This window comes from Pseudomonas sp. TWR3-1-1 (assembly GCF_049896545.1).
GTDB classification, from domain to species: Bacteria; Pseudomonadota; Gammaproteobacteria; order Pseudomonadales; family Pseudomonadaceae; genus Aquipseudomonas; species Aquipseudomonas weihenstephanensis.
In genome coordinates this window covers 326,042-341,723 of sequence record NZ_JAFCUO010000004.1, presented here as the reverse complement: position 1 = coordinate 341,723, position 15,682 = coordinate 326,042, and the positions used below count along the sequence as shown (strand labels likewise).

Sequence of the window (15,682 nt, the reverse complement as noted above, 5' to 3'; positions counted from 1 at the left end):
GAACAGGCCGTGGGGTCGCGATTTCGCAGTTAGGCCGACGCAAGCTGGAGGAGGCTTGCGTCGGTGATCACTCAGAAGTGGTAGGTGGCACGGGCGAAGAAAGTACGGCCCATTGGGTCGGCATACCGTGGATCGAAACCACTCTGGAAGTTATAGGCCTGATTGGAGAACGGCGGATTGCGATCGAACATGTTTTTCATGCCCACATCCAGGTCGACGGTTTTGTTGAAGGTGTAGCCCGCAGACAAGTCCCACAGGGTGTAAGAGGCCACTTTGGCATGGGTGCTTGGGTCGTAGTCGTTGTAGCCGCTGGTGAAGCGGTTAACCAACGAGGCACGGTATGGCCCCAGGTTCCAGGTGCCGTTGAGCACATGTTTCCAGCGTGCCACCACCCCGGTGCCTTCAAAGTCACCGACGTTATCGGTGTACGTACCGCCGATCGTGCTCTGGAAGTCATAGCGGGTGACGTAAGTGCCTTGCAGGCCCAGGCCGAATTGGCCGTATGGGGTGTTGGGGAAGCGGTAGTCCATGCTCACGTCAATGCCGCTGGTTTTGACTGCACCCAGGTTGGCGAGGCCGGTTTGCACGTAGTTGAGTGAACCGTCGGGGTTACGCACATAGCGGTCGGCATACAGCGCCGGGTCGTCAAATACGGTGGATTCCGGGAACTCGGCGATCTGGTTGGCGATGTGAATCCACCAGAAGTCCAGGCCCAGCGACAGGTCGCGCACCGGTTGATAGACGAAGCCCAAGGTCACGTTGCGGGCTTTTTCGGGCGAGAGCTGGGTGTTGCCGCCGGTGCGGTTATGGAACTGCTGGCCGCAATCGCGCCCGCTGTTGCCGCCCGGTTGCACCACGCCGCCGGAGCACAGCACCGGGTCGTTGTAGTAACCCTGGGTGTACGTGGTGTATTGCGGGTTGTACAGCTCATACAGCGACGGTGCACGGAACCCTTCGCTGTAAGCGCCACGTACTACCAGCTCTTTGACGGGCTGGTAACGGAACGAGTATTTCGGGTTGGTGGTGCTGCCAAAGTCGCTGTATTTGTCATGCCGTACAGCGGCCGAGAGTTCCAGGCTGTCGAGCACCGGTACGTTCAGTTCGGTGTACACCGCCTTCACGTTACGGTCACCTTTGACGCTGCCGTCCGGGTCAACCCCCAGGCTGCTGACGTCAGCCGCATAAGCTTCGTAGCTCTGGTGGAATTTTTCCTGACGGTATTCACCGCCGATGGCCAGACCGGCAGGGCCTGCGCCGAACCAGTCACCGACCTCGCGGCTCATGCGCCCGTCGATCCCGCTTACACGGCCCACCGAGGAGGAGTATTGGCCGTGGTATTTGTTGGCGTCGATGTAGGCCTGGCCGGCCGACGTTTGCGGGCCGAAGGGGTTGATGATGCCGTCTGCGATGCCGTTGATCATGGCCGCATCACTGACATAACCCCCGGTCAGGCTGGAGATGACCTGATTTTGGTTGTACGAGGCGCCGACGTTGTAATCCCAGCCCTTGACCATGCCATCGAAGCTCAGCACCAGACGCTGACTGGTGTTCTGGTCTTTGGACTGACGACCGCCTGCGGCTGTTTCACGCCAGTTCAGGCCAATCGGCTGGCTGGGGTCGAAGGACGGATCGTTGGTGCCCGGCGTGATGCCGTTGCCGGGGAAGTAAGGCGAAGAGGGGTCCATCGTCAGCCCGGTCAACGGCGCGGGCGCCACCGAGGTGGCGTTGTTGTTGCGGGCCCAGAAGTATTCGAGGTTGACGTTGTCATCGTCGGTGAGCTTGCCGGTGGCCTTGCCGAAGAACGAGGTTTTCTCGGTTTCGGGCAGCAAGTCGATGTAGTCACGGGTGTCGAAGCGGCAGACGCCCTGGCGCAGCACCAGGTTGGCGCCGCTGCAATTGCTGCCGGCCAGCGGGCTGGTATTGATGTTGCCCTGGCTCCAGTTGGCCGGGTAAGAGGTGCCGGAGGTTTGGTCCAGCCCACGGCCCGGCGCGTAGTTGGTGGTAAAGGTGCGGTCTTTACTTTGCAGTGCGCGTTGTTTGTTGTAGCCCACCACGCCCATGACGTTGAAGCGGTCTTTGTCCAGGTCGCCATATCCCCAACTGCCGCTGATGTCGTGGCTGCTGCCGCCACCGCTGGCATCGGCCCCTTCGCCGCCCAGCGAGAGCGTGCCGTCGGTCAGGGATTTTTTGGTGATGAAGTTGATTACGCCGCCAATCGCGTCGGTGCCGTACAAAGCCGAGGCGCCGTCGCGCAACACTTCAACCCGGTCAATGGCTGCAAACGGGATGGTGTTCAAGTCAACTGCCGAGCCGTCGATGGCGTTGTTGCCCAGACGGCGACCGTTGAGCAGCACCAGGGTTTTGTTGGCACCAATGCCGCGCATGTCCGCGAAGGTCGACCCCCCGGTGGCAGAGCCAACGGAGCTGGCCGAGTTGCGGATCGACTGGTTGCCGGTCACGCGTTGCATGATTTCAGCGGTGGTGGTCACGCCTTCATTGCGCAGCTGTTCGGCACGCAGAATGGTGATCGGCACAGCGGTTTCGGCATCGACCCGGCGAATCGCCGAGCCGGTCACTTCCACCCGTTGCAGTTGCGTGGTGGCAGGTGCCGCCACGGCATCTGTGCTGACTGTTGCGGTGCTCACCGCACTGCCAGAATCGTCCGCAGGGGCCGCTTCGGCTGCGTGTAACTGGCCAGCGCTCATCCCCAGAGCAACCAGATACAGCGGCACAAAACGATGGCGTTGCAGGCTCGCAACGAGCGGTTTGAGGGTAAAACCTGAACTCTTCATCTGCATGGTTATTTCCGACTTTTTCAGACGTTTATTGGAATGGCCTTGTGAGCCCTCATGACTCCAGTTGGGTTGTGTCGACCCTGGCAAAACACGTTTTTCAAGCAAGCCGCTCCCCTGCAAGGGCCAAAGAGCCCCTGCGCGGCGTGGGTACTGCGTGGTTACAGCGATTGCACAGTGATCTCTGTAGTCGCTGCCAACGGCGGCGACTACAGGGGCGTTATTTGGCTGTCATCACCGAGATTTTGGTGATCCCCGAACGTTCGATAGACGCCATCGCCTTGGCCACCTGGCCGTAATTGACCCCCTCGTCTGCCTGGAGCTGCACGCGCACGTCGGGGTCCTGGTTTTTGACGTCTTGCAGGCTTTTTTCCAGCAGCTCGGGGGCCACCTCGTTTTTGGCCAGGTAGAACTTGCCGTCCTGATCGACGCTGACCACCACCGGGTCTTTCTTTTGCTGGCTGGCCACCGCGTCGGTCTTGGGCAGGTTGATCTTGATCGCGTTGGTCATCATCGGCGTGGTCACGATGAACACCACCAGCAGTACCAGCATCACGTCCACCAGCGGGGTGACGTTCATTTCACTGAGTACTTCGTCGCTGTCCTGCGTTGAGAAAGACATCAGCTTGCCTCCCGCACCGGGGTGCGCTTGGTGGAAATGGCCTGGCGATCAATGGCGAAGGCGCTGCGTTGGGCGAGGGCGTCGAAGTCATGGGCAAAATCGTCCATGTTGGCCGAAGCCAGTTTCAGGCGACGCAGGAAGAAGTTGTAAATCAACACCGCCGGGACGGCGACCGCGATGCCGACGCCGGTGGCGATCAAGGCATGGCCGATGGGGCCAGCAACGGTTTCAAGGCTGGCCGAGCCTGTAGCGCCGATGGTTTGCAGGGCTTCCATGATTCCCCAAACGGTGCCGAACAAACCGATAAAGGGCGCGGTGCTGCCGATACTGGCGAGGATGGCCTGACCGCTTTCCAGCGCGCGGCGTTCTTTCTGGATTTGCTGGCGCAGGTTGCGCTCCAGACGGTCTGAACGGTTGATGGTGTGGGCCAGCTGTTGGGTCGTGCGCGGGGAGTCATCGACAATCATGGCTTCAAAGCCACTGTTGGCGATGCGCGCCAGTGCGCCGGGGTACTGGCTGGCGTGTTCGGCGGCGGTGAGCAAGTCCGGGGCGGCCCAAAACGCTTTGCTAAACAACTTGTTTTGTTTTTTCTGACGCAAGTACTGCGAAGACTTGATGAGCAATAGTGCCCAGCTCACCACTGAAAACAGCACCAATGCCCACAACACTCCAGGGACAATCATGGAAGACAGAGATTCGTTCATGGCTACACCTCACACGCGACTAAATGAAAGTAAATGTCGGCCCCTGAAGGGTTATGCCGGCAATTTGAAAGCGATGGTCTGGGTTGCAAAACCTTCAATGGGTGTATCCCCACGTTTGGCCGGGACAAACTTCCAGTTGCGCACGGCGGTGACGGCGGCTTCATCCAGCGCTTGCTTGCCGCTGGACTTGGTCACCTCGACCGTCCCGGCGCGGCCGTTGGGCAGCACCTTGATGCGCAACACCACCGTGCCTTCCCAACTGCGGCGCAGGGCCAGCGACGGGTATTCGGGTGGCGGGTTGCCGAGGCTGGCCAGGCCAGACACCGCGGCGGTTTCCTTGACCGGTCCAGGCGCTGCGGCAGGGGCCGCCGGCGCTGTTGGCGCAGTAGGAGCGGCAGGGGCTGGTGGCGCAGGTGGCGCAGGTTTGACCGGCTGTGGTTTTTGCACAGGCTTAGGCTTGACCACCGGCTTGGGCTTTTCGATCGGCTTGGGTTTTTCTACCGGTTTGGGCGGCTCCTTGACCGCGTCTTCATCCTCCTGAGGCACTTCAGGCTCGGGCGGCGGGGGTGGCGGTGGCGGCTCTTCCACAGGCGGTGCAGGAGGGGCCGGGCTGGTAAGCTCGACGGTCATTTCCGGAATTTCGGGCGGGGTGATCACAGGTTCTGCTTTGGCTTGCTGGAACACCCACCAGGCACCGGCATGCAACAGCGCTGCCACGCCGATCAGCAACAACACGCGCGGCGTACTCAACCCGCCGGGCGTTGAGGTGTTGGGCACATGGGGAATATGCGTCCATAGCTGCACACGCTCAGCGTCGAGTGGCGGCGCGGGCCGCGCTTTGTTCTTTACCTCGTCACTCATTAAGAGTCCCTCGACTAAAAGAAGGGCAATAAGGCTCCGTTCGCCCTTGCATGCAGGGACGACAACTGTCTTTGAAACGGTGATCTGCCAATCATGTCGATCCGTGATACTTCACGGATCGACATGACTTAAGGGCTAATGGGATACGACGTCATACAAACTCCTTGGTGCACGCCAACGCCAGTCATGACGCGTTGTTTTTAGAACGTTAAATCCATTTCAATTTATTACTAGCAATGGCTATGCCAACAGTTAAGTTTAAAAAGGCCGGCGCCCCCTTCACTGAACAATGCGCCAGCCTTTTAATAAAAAGTACAGGTGCAAACGTTAGGATCTCTGCACAACCCGCCTCGGTTTAACCCGGTGAACTGCAAAAGACATACACACACTTAATTAGCATTGTTGGACAATCATACGAGCGGCTTAAGTGGAGTTGTTTAATGCACCAAAGTGACCAGTTGCTGTATGAAATGAGTGCACTTTTATGCGCGTGAAAGTTACAGCGTGAGCGTCAATGCACTTAAGAGTGCTCCGGGCATTACATAACGGCTGACCTCGCGGCGTTCATAGGTGCTTGTCGTAGTGAACAACGCCTGTTCTCGGGTCAGGGCCAGCAAGTTGGAACCCAGGATGTTGTACAGCGTGTCATCAAAACGCATGGTTTCGATGGGGGCGACGATCTTGCCGTTCTCGACCCAGAAGGTCGCAAAGCGTGTCATCCCGGTGAGGCGTGCGGCGCTTTGATCCGAGTAGTTCAAGTACCACAGATTACTGATGTACAGCCCCGTGCCGAGTGCGTTCAGCACCTCGTCATCGGGTAAGTCGCCCGGCTCCATGATCAGAGAGGACGGGGTTTCATGGGTGTTTGCGCCATTGCTGGTGAGGCCGTATTCAGCCGCCGAGCGCGAGTTGATCAGTTGCCCGGTGAGCTTGCCGTTCTCAATCAGTGCGACATCTTGGGTCAGGTTGCCTTCACGGCCGAAGCGGGGTTCAAGTCCGGTGGACGGTTGATTGCGAATATTGACCAGCGGTGACAGCTGTTGCACACCGGACTTCAACTGCTGAAGGGCACTTTGGTGGGTGGCGAAGCCTTTGGCCGAGAAGCCGCCGTAGCTCAGCATGCCGATGATTTCATCCAGCGCAGCCGGCGCCAGATAAGCCCGGTATTGACCGGGCGTGAGGCTGATTCGCGGCGTGCGCAAGTGTTCAAGTTTTTCGCGTGCCTGAGCAAACAGAGTGCTTAAAGCCTGCACGTTCCAATCGGGGGCGGCATAGGCGGTTTTCACGGCTTCGCCGCTCACATCAAACAGGCTCCAGTCCAGGGTGTTGCTGCTGCACGCATGCCAACCCAATGCGCCCCACGAGTGGGCAAACCCTCGATACAGCGTGCCGCCCGCATAAATACCGACCATATCCAGGCCTTCGCTGAGGCTGCAAACCTGACGGATAACCTCGCTCACGGGCGGTGTGCGACCAGAGACTACGCGTTCGTCAGTCCATGTGTCGGTATCCAGTAGCAGGTAGGGATCGGCAGGCAACACAGCAAGTGTCGCGCGCAGTTGCTCCAGGGCTTGCGCCAATTGTTGGCAGTCCAGTTGCTCGTCGCCGGTCAGATTCAGGTGATAAGTGCTGTGACGCTCGTCGCGAATCAGTCGCAGGGTCAGCTCTATTTGCAGCACGGGATAAGCCTGACGCACCTTGGCGTGATTGAAGCGCACGAACTGGCTGTCCTCAGCCGAATACCACAGCGTGAAGTGTTCGTCTGCGTGCAGTTGGTGCTTGAGCCACTGTTGCAGGGCCGTGAATGCATGGGCAAATCGGCAATCGTTCATCAGGCCTGGCCTCCGAACACATCTATATGGCTGAACACGCACGCGGGAGACGCGTGCCCGACGGTGACCGCTTGGTTGGGTTCACCCTTGCCGCAATTGGGAGTGCCCATGATTTGATGGGTCGATGCATCGCCCACGGCGCACAAATTGCGCCAGAACTGCGATGAAATACCGCGATAGTTGGGGTTTTTAACCACCCCTTGCAGCTCGCCGTTTTCAATCAATTGGCCCCATTCGCAGCCGAACTGGAACTTGTTGCGGGCATCGTCAATCGACCACGACCGGTTGGTGGCCATCAAAATGCCGTGCTCAATGCCCGCGATCAGCTGCGCCATCGATTGATCGCCAGGCTCGATATTGAGGTTGGCCATGCGATCAATGGGCGCGCGGTTCCAGCTGCAAGCCCGGCTGTTGGCGACACCGGGCAACTCGCTGCGCGCTTGCGACAGCGCACCACCCATAGGCCGCTGCAAAATACCTTCGCTGATCAGGTGTTGTTTTTCAGCTTTCAGGCCTTCGTCGTCATGGCTGTAGCTGACCAGTTCACCGCGCACGGTAGGGTCGAAAGTGACGTTGAGCAGGTCGGAGCCGTAGCGGTAATGACCAAACATGTCGGCGGTGACGAAGCTGGTACCGGCGTAGTTACGCTCATCGCCCAGAATGCGGTCCAGCTCCAGCGGATGACCAATGGATTCATGGATTTGCAGAATCATCTGATCCGGCATGAGCAACACATCACGCTTGCCCGTCGGGGTGTTGGGGGCCAGCAGCAGTTGCAGGGCCTGGTCCGCCACCCGGCGCGCCTCATCAGCCAGCCCTGCGTCGGTCACGATGGCGGCGCTGCCTTGTTGGCCGAGATTAAAACTTCGGCGTTGGCTGTCATGGCCGTCAAATGCCGTTACTTCCAGATGAGGAAACATTTGCTGTTGGGTGCGCTGAATATCATTGCCCCAGCTGTCCAGGTACACCTGCTGTTCGCGCACTACCCGCACCCGGCTTGCCCAATGAACCAGGCGCGGGTCCTCAGGCACGTGGTGCGACACGTCCATGAGCAAGGCCAGCCATTGCGCGGTGTCGGGCAGCGGCTGCTCAAGGTCGGGCGAGCAGTAATGGGCGTGGACACCCGGTGCAGGGGGAGCGCTGTAGTTCAGCAAACCGTGGCCGCGCAGGGCTTTGGCCGTTGCGCGGGCCTGAGCCAGCGCCTGGAGCAGACCTGTGTCGGTGATATCACTGGTGGCGGCAAAGGCTTGTTGACCGTCTTCTTGCACACAAATCATCACCCCGCGTTCGTAGCTGATATGGGGTGGCTCGATGATGTTTCGGGTCACGGCCATGTGGTGGGTGTGCTGCTCCACCAGGCGTAACGACAAAAAATCGGAGGCGTGTGCATAGCGCTGTATGAACTGTCGTAAAGACGACTGTGCGTCAGTCATGAATCTAATGTCCTTGTAGTTAATCACCCTGCGCTACAGAGAAACGCGTAACGAAACCGAGCACGCAGGGCGTCATTGATTAAAGGCCGGCAATAAAAATATCGAGCAAGTCTGGCAATCTAAAAGAGCAAGATGTGCGCCAATAAGTTATGCCTTAGTGCAAGTTTCATGTGGCATGAATCATTAAGAATGAAGTTGCTGTGGTTTTACGCGCTATCGACTGTCGATAGAGCGAGATATAAGAGGGGCGACGTTTAACGTTCATGACTCTTGAGTCACTAAGTTGTCCTGGACTTGATCGTCAGTTTCACTGAGAAGTCCATCCGACTGGCGTTGCCATAATCGGAAATACAAGCCACGGCGTTCAAGGAGTTGCGCGTGGGTGCCGTCTTCAATGATCTGACCTTTGTCCAGTACGACAATACGGTCCAGGTGCGCGATGGTGGACAGGCGATGGGCGACAACCAGCACGGTTTTGTCCGACATGATGTCGTCGAGGCTGCCTTGAATCAGGCTCTCGGTTTCTGAATCGAGGCTTGCCGTGGCTTCGTCGAGCACCATGATCGGTGCGTTTTTCAAGAGTGCGCGGGCGATGGCGATGCGCTGGCGTTGTCCTCCTGACAGTTTGACCCCGCGCTCGCCGATCAACGCGTCATAACCCTCAGGCATTTCTAGGATGAATTCGTGGGCGTGGGCGCGTTTGGCCGCGAGGATGATTTGTGACTCGCTGGCGTGCACGTCGCCATAGCCAATGTTTTCGCGCAGTGAACGGTGAAACAGGCCCGGCTCTTGGGGGATGAGCGCGATATGGGTGTGCAGCGATTGTTGGGTCATGTGTTGAATATCCAGACCATCGACTTCAATCTTGCCGCTCTGTGGATCGTATGAGCGCAGCAGCAGGTTGAGTAACGTCGATTTACCCGAGCCCGAAAACCCGACAATGCCCACACGTTGCCCGGCGCGAATGTCCAGATTGAAGTGTTTGAAAATCGGTTTGTCGGGGCTGTAGCCGAAATTCACATCACGAAAGTGAATCGAGCCTTTCTCGATGCGGGCAGCTTGCGCGCCGTGCTGATCCGGCATTTCGTGGGGTTGCAGCAGCGTATTGATACTGTTTTCGATGTTGCCGATGAACTCGAAGAAATGCATGAACTGCATGCTCAGAAAGCTGCACTGCGCCACGATCATCAAACCCAGTGTGGCGACCATCACCAGTTGCCCGACATCGATTTTGCCCAAGTGCCACAGGTACAAGGCCAAGGCGACCAAACCCACGCGCAACACGATGGACAGGCTGTCTTGCAGCAGGCGGATTTTCTCCTGATAGAAGAAGGAGCGCTGAGCTGCCTGTTTCTCTTCTGTCTGGTAACGGGTCAGGTAATCGAGCTCAAACCCCTGACGGGCGAACAGGCGGATGCTGCTCAAGTTACCCACGGCGTCGACGATTTTGCCGGTGGTCACGCTGCGCGCTTGCGCGTGATTGCCAGCGAGCACCTGGGCTTTGCGCGACAGCACAAACGCCAGCCACGAATAAGCGCCCACCCACAGCAACAAGCCCAGGCCCAGCCACGGTGAGGCCAGGGTCAGCAATACCAGGCTGGTGATCAATACCACCAGAATCGGCAGCATTTCCACCACCAGCGACCAGGTGATTTCCAGCAAACCGATGCTGCCTTCACCGATACGGTGAGCCAGGCTGCCAGCAAAGTGCTCGCTGAAATAACGCGGCGAATGGCGCTGCAAGTAGGCAAAAAGGTCGCGGATAATGCGTATTTTTTGCTGCGGGCGAACCATGATCATGCACAGCGTGGCGCCGCGTGCGAACAGCATTTGCGCTACTGCGAGGGCAAACAGTAAGCCCAGCGCGGGCAGGCTGGCGTGCCACACGTCAGCCTGATCCCAGGCGCCATCGCTGACGGCACCGGTAATTTGGCCGATGGCGTAGGGCATCAGTGTCGCGGTCATGGCAGCCCCAACTTGTAACAGAGCAATGCCCCAATACCAGCCGGGATACAGGCGAATGTAATGCCACACAAAGGCCCACGGCTGTTTGGGTGGAAGGGTGATAGCGTCAACTTCAGACATGACGGGCTGCCTTCTTTTTTTGAGCAAAAGGAATCGCGTTGGCGGCGCGATAAAAGGCGCAGCCAAAAACGGGCTGAGGGTCAGCAAACAGTGAGTGCGTATCGCTGGCGCCCCGGCATAAACGCGGGCGTCAGCGCAGCGTCAGGCTAAGTGTCGGTGCCCGGACACGAATGCCAGACCGGCAGACGCAAGGCGACAAACAGGGCGGGGGCAGGGGGGGTGGTTGAAACTGTGCACACATCCGACATCGTTCATATTCCTTTATAACAGCCGCTTATTGACGTGACTTTTGGCCCGTCATTGCACCGAATGTGGACGGCGTTACCGTCCGTGTTCGCAATGGGTGCGGGTTGCGCACGCGGGAGGGGTCATTCCAGCCGAATAATTGCGAACGCGGATTTACAAGAAAAAAGTGTGCCAGTTTGTGTCAAAGGAAATGTAAAGATGCAACGCGGCTGATCGTTGCCGCGTAGGACGGTTGGCGCCGACCCGCTGTTGCAGTGTTACCCCACGCTGATCAGGCTCTGGCGGCAATGCAGGGTCAGCCGGGCACCACCGCTTTCGCGGTTATCCACCTCCAGGCTGAAACCGTGCAGGTTGACGATGGCAGCCACAATCGACAGGCCAAGGCCAAAGCCGCCATGTTTGTCGTCGCTGCGGTAAAAGCGCTGGAACACCGCCTCACGTTCTGCTTCGGGAATGCCGGGGCCGGTATCGAGCACCTCAATGCGCGGGCTGGCGTCATCGTTGACCGCGCGCAGAATCACTTCACCACCCGGCGGGGTGAATTTGATCGAATTGCTGAGCAAGTTGGCCAGCGCTTCAAATAACAATGCGCGGTCGCCGGTCAGGCCGGGCAGGCTGGCAGGTACGTCCAGCAGCAGCGTCACCTGGCCTTCTTCGGCGAGCGGCAAGTAAAAGTCATACAGCTCTTGCAGCAAGGGCAGTGGGTCTAGTTGCACAAAACCTGAGCGCCGCTGATGGTCTTCCAGTTCTGAAATGCGTAACAACCCGCGAAAGCGCGCCATCAAAGTATCGGTTTCAGCGATCACCTGATCCATTTGCAACGCTTGGGGCGAACCTTCGGGTGCCTGCTGTTGAATGCGGTACAGTTGCGCGCGCAGCCGGGTCAGCGGGGTGCGCAAATCATGCGCGATGTTGTCACACACCCCTTTGACTTCATGCATCAGCCGCTCAATGCGGTCGAGCATGGCGTTGACGATGGCCGCCAGCATGTCCAGCTCGTCACGCCGGTTCGACAGCGGCAAACGATAAGTCAGATCCCCCGCCACGATGGCTTCGGCACTGGCCTGGATGGCTCGGATGCGTTGCAAGGGCCGACGCCTGAGCAAATGCCAGCCCGCGATGCCGGGCAGGATGGTCAGTGACAATCCCCAAAACAAGGCATGCAAAATGATCCGCGTCACCGCGAACAATGAGCCGTTGTCGCGCACCAGCACCAGCCAGCGGCCATCGTTGGTCTGGGTGGCGACGGCGTCGCAGCTGTCTTGCGGCAGGTTGGGATCGTCGGCGTCGATGCAGGTGCGCAGCTCGTGGATCTGGCCATCGAGCGGCAGGTCATCAGGGATGACTTGAATCGGACCGCTGAGGGGGCGGTGTTGCGCATCGAACAGTCCATAGGCATCAACTGTCCGCATGTCGAACGTCAGGCTGGTGGCCAGCGCTTCATCCAGTTGCTCACCTTCAAAGCGCGAGAACAGGTGCTGGCGCTGCATCAAGGAGTGCTTGGCCAGATTGCCGAGGTAGTGCGACACCTCGTAATACAGCACGCCCATCAGGATGCAGCTCCAGGCCACGAACAGAAAACTGTACAGCGCCAGCAAGCGACTGCTGGAAGAGCGCCAGCCCTTAGAGGGGTTCGGCAATGACATAACCCGAGCCTCGAACGGTGCGAATCAGGGGCACCTGGCCCGGCGGATCGATTTTTTTGCGCAGACGGCCAATGTGCACGTCGATCAGGTTGGTGCCGGGGTCAAAGTGATAACCCCACACTTCTTCGAAAATCATCATGCGCGAGAGGATTTGCCCGGTGTTGCGCATCAAAAACTCAAGCAGTTTGTATTCTGTGGGCAGCAGGCTGAGTTGTTGCTCGGCGCGGCTGGCTTCACGGGTGATCAGGTTGAGCTCCAGATCGGCGACGCGCAGGGAGGTTTCGTATTTGTCGGCCGGGCTTTTGCGTCGCAACAACACTTCAACCCTGGCGGCCATTTCGTCGCTGGCGAACGGTTTGGTCAGGTAATCGTCGCCACCGGCCCGCAACCCGCGCACACGTTCGTCGACATCGGACAAGGCGCTGATCATCAAGATCGGGGTGCTGACACCAATGGTGCGCAAGGTGGTGACAATCGCCAACCCGTCCAGCTCGGGAAGCATACGGTCGAGGGTGATCAGGTCGTAATCGCCACTTACAGCGCGCACCAGGCCTTCTCGGCCGTTGTCGACCCAATCGACCTCCAGGCCGTGGCTGCTCAGTTCAGCCACGATTTCTTTCGCCGTTACGGCATCGTCTTCAATGGTCAAAATGCGGGTCATACCGTCACCTGATAAGCCTTCACAGCGGTGAGCACATTTTGCCCACAAAAAGCTGAAACGTTTCTTAATTATTCTTCATGTTCAGCTCCGCGGCAGGTATCTCGTCGCGAGGGTTGACTCGCACAGCGTCTTTAAAGCGGGCGCGTGATCAGCGTCATCTGTGGAATCGGCTTGCGCATCAGGGTGCCTACCACCAACGCGCCGAGTAATCCCAGCCAACCGGCGACCCACAACACCACGCTGAACCCGCTGACAAACGCCTGCGTCGCCAGCGCCTGAACCTGTGGCTGCACAGCATCGGGCAGTTGGCTCAAGGCCCCGGTCATGTCCCCGGCAGCGACTCGCGAGGCAATAAAGTGGGTTTGCCCCACCCATTGCGCCGCGTCCACTTTCAAGCTGGCATGCAGGTTTTGCTCGGTGTGTCCGCCCAGTAACGCCCCCAACACGCCGATCGCCAACACGATGGCGCTGAAGCGCATGGTGGTGCTCATGCCTGACGCCATGCCCACCCGGTCGCGCGGTACGCAGGCCATGATGTTTTTTTGCGTATCGCCATTGAGTAAGCCTGCCCCGGCGCCAGTCACCGCAGTGGTCAGCGCGAAACTCAAATACCCGCCGTGCTCCACCGCCCAGGCGCTCAGCAGGTTGCCGCAGCCCACCAGCGTCAAACCCGCTGCCATCATCGTGGCGGGGCTGTAACGTGAGGCCAGGCGGGCGCCAATGCGCGGGCAAATCAACATGGTCAGGGCAAAGGGCAGCATGCCCAAACCTGACAGGACGGCACTGAATCCCAAGCCGTTTTGCAGGTAGAACGGCAGCAGGGTCATCATCACTTGGGCACAACCGGCGTAGGCGAACATGCCAAGTAACGCGCCGATAAAGCGCGGATGACGGAACAGTTGCAGGTCAATCATCGGGCGCTTTTGCAGGGACTCAACCACCACAAAGACGCCCAGTAGCATCAGCCCGCCGAACATCCGGGCGTAAGTCAGCGGGCTGTTCCAGCCAATGCGGTTGGCTTCAATCAGGCCCCAGATCAGGCACACCAGGCTGGCGCTGAAAGCCAGGCTGCCCCACGGGTCGAGGCGCGCAGACTGCGGGTCACGGGACTCGGCTATCGCATGGCTAACCAGTGCCATGAGCAACAGGCCCACCGGCAGGTTGAGGTAGAAGATCCAGCGCCAACCCAGGTACTGGGTGATCAGGCCGCCCAATGTCGGGGCGGCGGTCATGGCCACCCCCATGCAAGCGCCCCAGAATGCCCAGGCTTTGGCCCGCTCCACCTCGTCATGGAACGCATGACCAATTGAAGCCAGTGCCGAGGTTAGCAGCAGCGCCGCGCCCACGCCTTTTACCGCACGGGCGATGTCCAGCAGCAGCGTGGTCGGTGCCGCCCCGCAGCCGATGGAGGCGAGGATGAAAATGCTTAAGCCCCAGAGCAGGGTCTTTTTGCGACCGAAACGATCGGCAATGCTGCCCGCAGGCAGTAGCAGTGCAGCAAAGGCCAGCATGTAGGCGCTGACCACCCACTCGATATCGACGAAATTGGCGCCTAAATCCTGAGCAATGCTGGGCAGGGTGACGGCGACGATGTTGGTGTCGAGCACGATCAGTGAACACACCCCTGATGCGGCCAGCAGGGTAAGACGTGGGCTGACGGCTTTCATGGCTGTTGCTCCCGGTGGGTGCGGCTCATTGCGTTGCAGGCAATGCACTGCATACGGGCTGGGGCATGCGCCCCGGCTGACTCACTGCACGGCAATAAAACAGGGGATTTGACGGACATGTGAAGGACTCTCTAGTGTGACTGTCGGCACAGGGTATCGCTGTGTAACAGAGTGTTTGTTAGCGAGTGTGCTGGACTTCATTACCTTTGAGCTAATACGGCTATGGATATACGTCATTTCCGCTACTTTCTGGCGGTTGCGCACCAACGCAATTTCACTCGCGCAGCCGAGGTGCTCGGCATCGCGCCGCCGACGTTGAGTCGCCAAGTACAAGACCTTGAAACCGAACTGGGGGTTCGCCTGTTTGTCCGCGAGCAGCGCCAGGTCAGCCTCACGCAAGCCGGGCAGGCCTTATTGCCCGAAGCACAGGCCACGGTGCGCCAATTTGAGCTGGCGCAACGCAACGCCCAGCGTGCAGGGCGAGGCGAGTTGGGGCATATCGAGTTGGGGTATGTGGCGTCGGCGGTGTATTCGGGGGTTTTGCAGCGTCAGGTTCAGGGTTTCAGTCGTGAATGCGCCGACGTGAGCCTTACCGTGCGCGAAGCACTGATGCCCGATTTGCCACTGATGGTGGTCGAAGGTCGTTTCGATGTTGGCTACATACGTTCACCGATGGCGCTGCCAGAAGGTCTGCAAGCCCTGCGCTTGAACGCAGAAGGCTTTGTGCTGGCGCTGGCGGCGGACTCGTGGCTGGCGCGCCTTAAAAGCATCAGCCCCGAACATCTGCAAAACGAGACGTTCGTGCTGCCCGAGCAAATCAGCGGCACCTTGCAAGTGGCCGCGCAAGGTGGCTATGCACCCAGGTTGGGGCCGCAACCCGGCGGGTTGGTCGCGGTCATTGCATTGGTATCGTTGCGCCAGGGCGTGGCGGTGGTGCCAGCGTCCGTGGTGGGGCATATCAGTTTGCCGAGTGTGATTTATCGTCCCATCGACGGCTGTGAAGTGACTTCATGGCTATCCTTGATTCATCGGCGCTTTGAAAAGTCGGCGGTCGTGGCGCGTTACATTGAGCACGCCAAGCACGACTTCCGGGTAAACGAGGCGGCATTAAGCCGCTGATGAGGGATCGATCA

At 59.0% G+C, this 15,682-nt stretch carries 11 protein-coding genes; 1 reads left to right on the top strand and 10 read right to left on the bottom strand.

Translation table 11 applies throughout. The features are described from left to right. Positions 1-71: 71 nt before the first annotated feature. From ACP7A4_RS12265 to ACP7A4_RS12220, 10 genes are all read right to left on the bottom strand, one after another. Positions 72-2,798 (bottom strand): TonB-dependent receptor, encoded by a 2,727-nt coding sequence (locus ACP7A4_RS12265; RefSeq protein ID WP_059762821.1) that lies wholly within the window; start codon positions 2,796-2,798, stop codon positions 72-74. Positions 2,799-3,012: 214 nt separating this feature from the next. Beyond that, positions 3,013-3,414 carry an ExbD/TolR family protein gene (locus ACP7A4_RS12260; protein ID WP_059762820.1) on the bottom strand — a complete coding sequence of 134 codons (402 nt, stop codon included), beginning with the start codon at positions 3,412-3,414 and terminating at the stop codon, positions 3,013-3,015. After that, positions 3,414-4,118 carry a MotA/TolQ/ExbB proton channel family protein gene (locus ACP7A4_RS12255; RefSeq protein WP_203303793.1) on the bottom strand — a complete coding sequence of 235 codons (705 nt, stop codon included), beginning with the start codon at positions 4,116-4,118 and terminating at the stop codon, positions 3,414-3,416. The genes ACP7A4_RS12260 and ACP7A4_RS12255 overlap by 1 nt, the downstream gene beginning before the upstream one ends. A 51-nt stretch (positions 4,119-4,169) precedes the next feature. Then, positions 4,170-4,979, bottom strand: a complete 810-nt coding sequence (locus tag ACP7A4_RS12250; protein WP_426247066.1) for an energy transducer TonB — start codon at positions 4,977-4,979, stop codon at positions 4,170-4,172. Positions 4,980-5,476: 497 nt separating this feature from the next. Further along, entirely contained in the window at positions 5,477-6,811 is a 1,335-nt protein-coding gene (locus tag ACP7A4_RS12245) for a TldD/PmbA family protein (protein WP_426247064.1), read from the bottom strand. Further along, a complete protein-coding gene (locus ACP7A4_RS12240; RefSeq protein ID WP_059762817.1) occupies positions 6,811-8,244 on the bottom strand; it encodes a TldD/PmbA family protein in 1,434 nt (477 codons plus the stop codon). The genes ACP7A4_RS12245 and ACP7A4_RS12240 overlap by 1 nt, the downstream gene beginning before the upstream one ends. A 261-nt stretch (positions 8,245-8,505) precedes the next feature. Next, entirely contained in the window at positions 8,506-10,329 is a 1,824-nt protein-coding gene (locus tag ACP7A4_RS12235; protein WP_426247061.1) for an ABC transporter ATP-binding protein, read from the bottom strand. A gap of 503 nt (positions 10,330-10,832) precedes the next feature. After that, on the bottom strand, positions 10,833-12,221 hold the full coding sequence (locus tag ACP7A4_RS12230; RefSeq protein WP_059762815.1) for a sensor histidine kinase: 1,389 nt from the start codon (positions 12,219-12,221) through the stop codon (positions 10,833-10,835). Beyond that, the gene (locus ACP7A4_RS12225; protein ID WP_048365387.1) at positions 12,199-12,882 is read right to left on the bottom strand and encodes a response regulator transcription factor; all 684 of its coding nucleotides are present in this window, start codon (positions 12,880-12,882) and stop codon (positions 12,199-12,201) included. Before ACP7A4_RS12225 ends, ACP7A4_RS12230 begins: the two co-directional genes overlap by 23 nt. Before the next feature lie 131 nt (positions 12,883-13,013). Continuing rightward, on the bottom strand, positions 13,014-14,549 hold the full coding sequence (locus tag ACP7A4_RS12220) for an MFS transporter (RefSeq protein ID WP_426247058.1): 1,536 nt from the start codon (positions 14,547-14,549) through the stop codon (positions 13,014-13,016). 222 nt (positions 14,550-14,771) lie between these two features. On the opposite strand from ACP7A4_RS12220, the gene ACP7A4_RS12215 reads away from it, so the two are divergent. Then, positions 14,772-15,668 (top strand): LysR family transcriptional regulator, encoded by an 897-nt coding sequence (locus tag ACP7A4_RS12215; RefSeq protein ID WP_059762813.1) that lies wholly within the window; start codon positions 14,772-14,774, stop codon positions 15,666-15,668. Positions 15,669-15,682 lie beyond the last annotated feature (14 nt).

What these genes read in the sequence shown, in the direction of transcription:
- ACP7A4_RS12215 (WP_059762813.1), top strand. Translation starts at nt 14,772, where the DNA reads ATGGATATACGTCATTTCCGCTACTTTCTGGCGGTTGCGCACCAACGC.
- ACP7A4_RS12255 (WP_203303793.1), bottom strand. Translation starts at nt 4,118, where the DNA reads ATGAACGAATCTCTGTCTTCCATGATTGTCCCTGGAGTGTTGTGGGCA.
- ACP7A4_RS12260 (WP_059762820.1), bottom strand. Translation starts at nt 3,414, where the DNA reads ATGTCTTTCTCAACGCAGGACAGCGACGAAGTACTCAGTGAAATGAAC.
- ACP7A4_RS12250 (WP_426247066.1), bottom strand. Translation starts at nt 4,979, where the DNA reads ATGAGTGACGAGGTAAAGAACAAAGCGCGGCCCGCGCCGCCACTCGAC.
- ACP7A4_RS12220 (WP_426247058.1), bottom strand. Translation starts at nt 14,549, where the DNA reads ATGAAAGCCGTCAGCCCACGTCTTACCCTGCTGGCCGCATCAGGGGTG.
- ACP7A4_RS12245 (WP_426247064.1), bottom strand. Translation starts at nt 6,811, where the DNA reads ATGAACGATTGCCGATTTGCCCATGCATTCACGGCCCTGCAACAGTGG.
- ACP7A4_RS12265 (WP_059762821.1), bottom strand. Translation starts at nt 2,798, where the DNA reads ATGCAGATGAAGAGTTCAGGTTTTACCCTCAAACCGCTCGTTGCGAGC.
- ACP7A4_RS12235 (WP_426247061.1), bottom strand. Translation starts at nt 10,329, where the DNA reads ATGTCTGAAGTTGACGCTATCACCCTTCCACCCAAACAGCCGTGGGCC.
- ACP7A4_RS12240 (WP_059762817.1), bottom strand. Translation starts at nt 8,244, where the DNA reads ATGACTGACGCACAGTCGTCTTTACGACAGTTCATACAGCGCTATGCA.
- ACP7A4_RS12225 (WP_048365387.1), bottom strand. Translation starts at nt 12,882, where the DNA reads ATGACCCGCATTTTGACCATTGAAGACGATGCCGTAACGGCGAAAGAA.
- ACP7A4_RS12230 (WP_059762815.1), bottom strand. Translation starts at nt 12,221, where the DNA reads ATGTCATTGCCGAACCCCTCTAAGGGCTGGCGCTCTTCCAGCAGTCGC.